The following is a 4,017-nucleotide window of genomic DNA, read 5'->3' on the forward strand; positions in this document are numbered from 1 at the left end:
CCCCTTTTAGGCGGGCGGGCGACGGGTTTTTGCTCGAAGTCGAGGTTTTTCGCGCGCCGTTCTTTGTTCGCGCGCCTTGCGCGATTCATCTATATTCGGCTATCGCCGAAATAGCAGAATCGCTTCTTTAGGCGTGGCGCGCGATGGTTTGAGGGTACTGTTCTTTTTGTGAACAAAAAGAACAAAAAAACTTTAGACGGATGCTACGCATCCTTAAGCTGCCGACAGCCCTGTTCTTTGATGCGCGCCGAGGAAATCTTGTCAAAATGTGCCAGCACATTTTGACGATTTCCCTCTTTAGGCGTCGGCGCGCGTCTGGTCATTGTCCCGCCTGAAACTGCCCTGCGCGGGCGGCGTCCGGGTGACCCCGGCGGGACGGGAAATGCTGACGCATTTCCACTACCAGCCTCAGCCCAATCCTTTGTCCGTGCGCCTGCGATAGCTGAAATTATGGCCGCTCTCAGAGGAAGTTCGGGCGAAAAAACGTAACTTGCACACGTATGGATATTGAAACGATTCGAAACTATTGCCTGGAGAAGCCTGGCGTGACCGAGGCTTTCCCGTTCGACGACAAGACGATTGTCTTTCGGCTGGGGGATACCGCTGCGAAACAGGGGCGTATCTTTGCGCTGTGTGCGTTGGAAAGGCCGGATTATCTGCTCCTTAAGTGCGAACCGGAACGGGCCGAAGAGCTCCGTGACCGCTATCCCGAAGAGATCGAACCGGGGTGGCATATGAATAAACGGCATTGGAACGGGGTACAACTGGGCGGCCCGCACTTGACCGATGCGCAGATTTGCGAGATGATCGATCATGCGTATGGCGAGATCTTGCGCGCGTTGCCGAAGCGACAGCGGATGGAGGCGGGGTTGTGACGGCTGAAGCCGGGTGTGAAAGTAATCGAGCGTAAAGCATATAAATAGGAGAGGGAGACACCTACTGGGTGTCTCCCTCCTTTGCAGTCCAATGCCTGGTTGGAAGCTTTAGAACGGCAGGTCGTCCACTTCGTCAGCCGACGTAGCGGTTTCCTGCGTCGCCGCCATATTGTTGCCACCGACCGGTGCCGCAGCCGTGTATCCTCCGCTCTGCGCCGCCGCGGTTGCAGCCGGTGTGGAAGAGGCTATCGGTTGTCCGCCTCCCATCGCCTGATTCGGCTGCTGTGCGACGTCCAATTTGCTCATCCGCCAAGCCCGTACTTCGGTGTACCAGCGTCCGTTGTATTCGCGCGATTCGATGTTGACGCTCAGCGCCACCCGATCTCCCGGCCGCAAGGCCGCTGCATCCACTGCGCGGTCGTTCCAGAACCCTACGCAGAGTTTCCGGCTGAATTCCCCCGGAATTTCGAAAATCACCTCTTGTTTGGTCCACTCCCCGCGTGCGCTCTGGCCTTTCACCACCGGGAGAAGCATGTTTACTGTCAGTTCCAAATCCATAATCGTTCCTTTCGCTTAACTATTCTCTTAGTTTTCGTCCTCGCCGTTGTCGGCGGAGGCAGTCGCACCGTTGGGCAGGATGACGATCTTTTCGATCACGTCTCCCTGTCGAATCGCATCGATCACTTCCAATCCTTCGTACACACGACCGAAGCAGGTGTGCACCCCGTCGAGGTGTGCGGTATTCTGTCGGTTGTGGCAGATGAAAAACTGCGATCCGCCGGTGTTCCGCCCGGCGTGTGCCATGGAGAGTACGCCGCGGTCATGGTACTGCCGTTCGCACTCCGTTTCGCACGGAATGGTGTACCCCGGCCCCCCGCGTCCGTCGCCGTTCGGGCATCCGCCCTGGATGACGAAGTCCGGAATCACGCGATGAAAGGTCAGTCCGTCGTAGAATCCGCTTTCGGCCAGTTTGCAGAAGTTGGCTGTCGTCCCCGGCACTTCGCGGTCGTAGAGTTCGACTTTCATCACGCCTCGGGCGGTGTGTATTTCGGCTCGTTTCATCTCGATTTCTCGGTTTGATCCGGGGCAAAGGTAGCTATTTCCGGGTTTAAAATCAAACTGAAGACAAAAATCGACCTTTTCCGGAAGCGTGGTGTGCGTTCCGGAAAAGGTCGGTGTTTTTGCAATGGAAGGTGTGTTTACTTGGTCGGTGCCGGAACGACTTTGGTCACTTCGATGTCGAATTGCAAAGCCTGGTTCGGTGCGATCGGGCCGTGGCCTTGTTCGCCGTAAGCGAGGTCGGCCGGTACGAAGAGGGTGATTTTGCCGCCTTCGCCGATCTGCGGAATGCCTTCGATCCAACCTTTGATGAGTTTGCCTTCTTCCAACAGGAACGGAACGGCGTTGGTTTGTTCTTCGACGAGCTGGCCGTCAGGCAAGGTGAGTTTGTATTTGGCGTAGATCGAGTCGCCCACTGCGACTTTCCGATCCGACCCTGCGTTTTCGATCTTGTAGACCAAGCCGCTAGGCAAGGTCTGTGCTCCGTCTGCGACTGCTTTTTCGATGAATTCGGTGTTCTTGGCAGCGCTTTCGCGGATGAATTTGTTCATCATGTATTCGCGCATGAAGGCGTCGGCTTCGAGGTCGGTCATTTTACCTTTCTTGGCATAGACGTCTTTGATGGCGGCTGCGATGAGGTTGGGGTTCATGGTGGAGTCCATCCGGTAGGCCATGGTTCCGAGCACGATCCCGGCGGAGTAGGCGAGCGAGTCGGTGTCGGTGGTCATTTTGGCGTTTCCGCCGCAAGAGGTTGCTCCGACGGCTGCCAGGGTGCCGGCAGCGGCCATGATAAATAATTTTTTCATCGTTCGATATGGGTTTATGAAGTTTTCGATTTCTGAAAATCAGGTGCAAAGATAGGGATTTTTTGTCAATTATTATGCCGTTTCTGTCGTAGGGGGCGAGGTGGGCTGTGTTTGGGTGGGTTGAGGTCTGCGGGGTCTCTTGGGGGGGAAGGGGCCGGGATGGTCGGGCAGAGTCGGGCCGGTTAGGGTAGAGGCTGCCAGCAAAACGCCCTGTGGGCTCGCCCCGGGCTACCGCTATACAGGATCGGGTAGACTGGGCAACGTTGGCGGCTACGGGTTCAACTACTCGTCCGCCTTTAGCGGCACCGGCAGCGTATTTTTGCATTTCAGCACGCAGTACTTCAATCCCTTCAGCGTGGGCTACCGCGGCCACGGTTTTCCATTGCGGTGCCTCTCGGAATAAACGGGAACGAGAGGCACTCGAACCGGGTAGCCTCTACCCTAATTTGGATTGAATCTCTTTGGATTGAATCTCTGCGGTTCGAAGAACCGCGCGGGCCAGACGCCTCCCCCTCGGGAGGCCCGCAATGTTCGCATGCTCACTGCGGCCACTCCCGGGCGTCCGACCCTCAAAAGCACTTTCCTCATTCACCGCCCTGTCTGTCGGGTTCGTCCTCGGCGCGCCTTGTTGATGCAGTCCGCCGCTTGAGGAGGCGGCGGCCCGCGCGACCCAAAGGGTCGCAGGAGCAACGCCTCCTTCATTACCCCCAGCCTGTCAGTTTCGGCCTGTCGGGTTCGTCCTCGGCGCGCCCCCACGCGCCGCTGATGCGTCGCTCTCGCCGAGGACGGCGATTCTGCGAATCGCGCTACTCGCTCTTGGCCCAAAACCCGGCCAAAAGCAAAGCCCAAAGCTCGTCCTAGTTCTCCGCCCCGTGTGTGCCTCACTGCGGCTCCGCTATCGCTCCGCCGCTTTTTCCGTCGCCCGCTGGGATTTCATCTCGATTTTGCTATCGCAAAATAAGCGAAATCCCTCTTTAGGCGGGCGGGCGACGGATTTTTTGCGCACCACTCTTTTTCGCGCGCCTGCGCGATTCATTCTATTTCGGCTAACTGCCGGAATAGTTGAATCGCTTCTTTAGGCGGCGGCGCGCGGTTTAGTTTGAGGGTACTGCGCTCGGGCCGCGCGGGCCCCACGTCCCGTGGACAGGAAATGCTTACGCATTTCAACTACCAGCCTCTACCCAATTCTATGTCTCGCGCGCCTGCGCGATTCATCTATATTCGGCTAATCGCCGAAATAGCTGAATCGCTTCTTTAGGCGACGGCGCGCGGTCGAG

The 4,017-nt window shown here is 57.4% G+C and carries 4 protein-coding genes; 1 reads left to right on the forward strand and 3 read right to left on the reverse strand.

Going from position 1 to position 4,017, the window contains the following annotated elements; translation table 11 throughout:
- The first annotated feature begins 500 nt into the window (after window positions 1-500).
- Entirely contained in the window at window positions 501-875 is a 375-nt protein-coding gene (locus QZ302_RS09180) for an MmcQ/YjbR family DNA-binding protein (protein ID WP_294594691.1), read from the forward strand.
- A gap of 108 nt (window positions 876-983) precedes the next feature.
- Here the strand turns inward: QZ302_RS09180 and QZ302_RS09185 are convergent, their stop codons facing one another.
- The 3 genes from QZ302_RS09185 to QZ302_RS09195 all read right to left on the reverse strand — a co-directional run bounded on the left by QZ302_RS09185 (window position 984) and on the right by QZ302_RS09195 (window position 2,740).
- Window positions 984-1,433 carry a DUF3127 domain-containing protein gene (locus QZ302_RS09185; RefSeq protein ID WP_294594693.1) on the reverse strand — a complete coding sequence of 150 codons (450 nt, stop codon included), beginning with the start codon at window positions 1,431-1,433 and terminating at the stop codon, window positions 984-986.
- A 27-nt stretch (window positions 1,434-1,460) separates the two neighbouring features.
- Complete coding sequence (locus QZ302_RS09190) at window positions 1,461-1,937, reverse strand: peptidylprolyl isomerase (RefSeq protein ID WP_294594695.1); 477 nt, start codon at window positions 1,935-1,937, stop codon at window positions 1,461-1,463.
- A 137-nt stretch (window positions 1,938-2,074) separates the two neighbouring features.
- The gene (locus QZ302_RS09195; RefSeq protein WP_294594696.1) at window positions 2,075-2,740 is read right to left on the reverse strand and encodes an FKBP-type peptidyl-prolyl cis-trans isomerase; all 666 of its coding nucleotides are present in this window, start codon (window positions 2,738-2,740) and stop codon (window positions 2,075-2,077) included.
- Window positions 2,741-4,017: the final 1,277 nt, after the last annotated feature.

Source organism: uncultured Rikenella sp. (assembly GCF_910579375.1).
Taxonomy (GTDB): Bacteria; Bacteroidota; Bacteroidia; order Bacteroidales; family Rikenellaceae; genus Rikenella.

What these genes read in the sequence shown, in the direction of transcription:
- QZ302_RS09180 (WP_294594691.1), top strand. Translation starts at nt 501, where the DNA reads ATGGATATTGAAACGATTCGAAACTATTGCCTGGAGAAGCCTGGCGTG.
- QZ302_RS09185 (WP_294594693.1), bottom strand. Translation starts at nt 1,433, where the DNA reads ATGGATTTGGAACTGACAGTAAACATGCTTCTCCCGGTGGTGAAAGGC.
- QZ302_RS09190 (WP_294594695.1), bottom strand. Translation starts at nt 1,937, where the DNA reads ATGAAACGAGCCGAAATACACACCGCCCGAGGCGTGATGAAAGTCGAA.
- QZ302_RS09195 (WP_294594696.1), bottom strand. Translation starts at nt 2,740, where the DNA reads ATGAAAAAATTATTTATCATGGCCGCTGCCGGCACCCTGGCAGCCGTC.